The organism is Mesorhizobium sp. M1A.F.Ca.IN.020.06.1.1 (assembly GCF_004023265.1).
Taxonomy (GTDB): Bacteria; Pseudomonadota; Alphaproteobacteria; order Rhizobiales; family Rhizobiaceae; genus Mesorhizobium.
In genome coordinates, this window is the sequence record NZ_RZSR01001751.1 from 1 (window position 1) to 512 (window position 512).

Below are 512 nucleotides of genomic sequence, written 5' to 3' on the forward strand. Positions count from 1 at the left end.
TTTTCGGCCCGCGCCGGCAGGATCAGGCCGATCTCCTCATAGTAGCGGATGGTCTTGGCCGGCAGGCCGGAACGCTCGGCGGCATCACCGACATTCATGGCGCTCTCCTGTCTCCGGCAGCCTTTCCGGCTGCCCCGTTGATTTTACTTCACAATCCTGGGACCCCTGTTGCCGAAATGCCGCAGTTCGGCACTTACCAGCAGGGAAGGTCATGCATATAGGCAGTGCACGCTTGGCAAGCAAAAGAAATGCCAGCATGAATGATGGTGAGAAAGCGGCCGACTCGTGCCGCTGATAAAAGGCGGGGCGTCGGACCTATTCATGCGCTTGAAGTCGTTTGCAATCGTCGCCGCCCTGGCGCTGTCGACCGCGATCAGCGGGTGCAGCACCATTGGCGGGCAAATCTTCACCAACAACTATGGCGCGATGACCGATGCCGGCTATCAGCTGCCGCGCATCCCGATCGAGAAGGTTCCGGCCCGCTTCCGCCGGCAGGAAGTGCGCTACGACAC

1 protein-coding gene and 1 pseudogene are annotated in these 512 nt (G+C 60.7%); one reads left to right on the plus strand and one right to left on the minus strand.

All coding sequences use genetic code 11. The features are described from left to right. On the minus strand, positions 1-98 hold a 98-nt coding region (locus EOA60_RS36695; RefSeq protein ID WP_128312812.1), incomplete at its 3' end, for a MerR family DNA-binding transcriptional regulator. A 223-nt stretch (positions 99-321) separates the two neighbouring features. Between EOA60_RS36695 and EOA60_RS36700 the strand changes: the two are divergent. Then, positions 322-512, plus strand: a pseudogene (locus tag EOA60_RS36700) (L,D-transpeptidase); the annotation flags it as partial.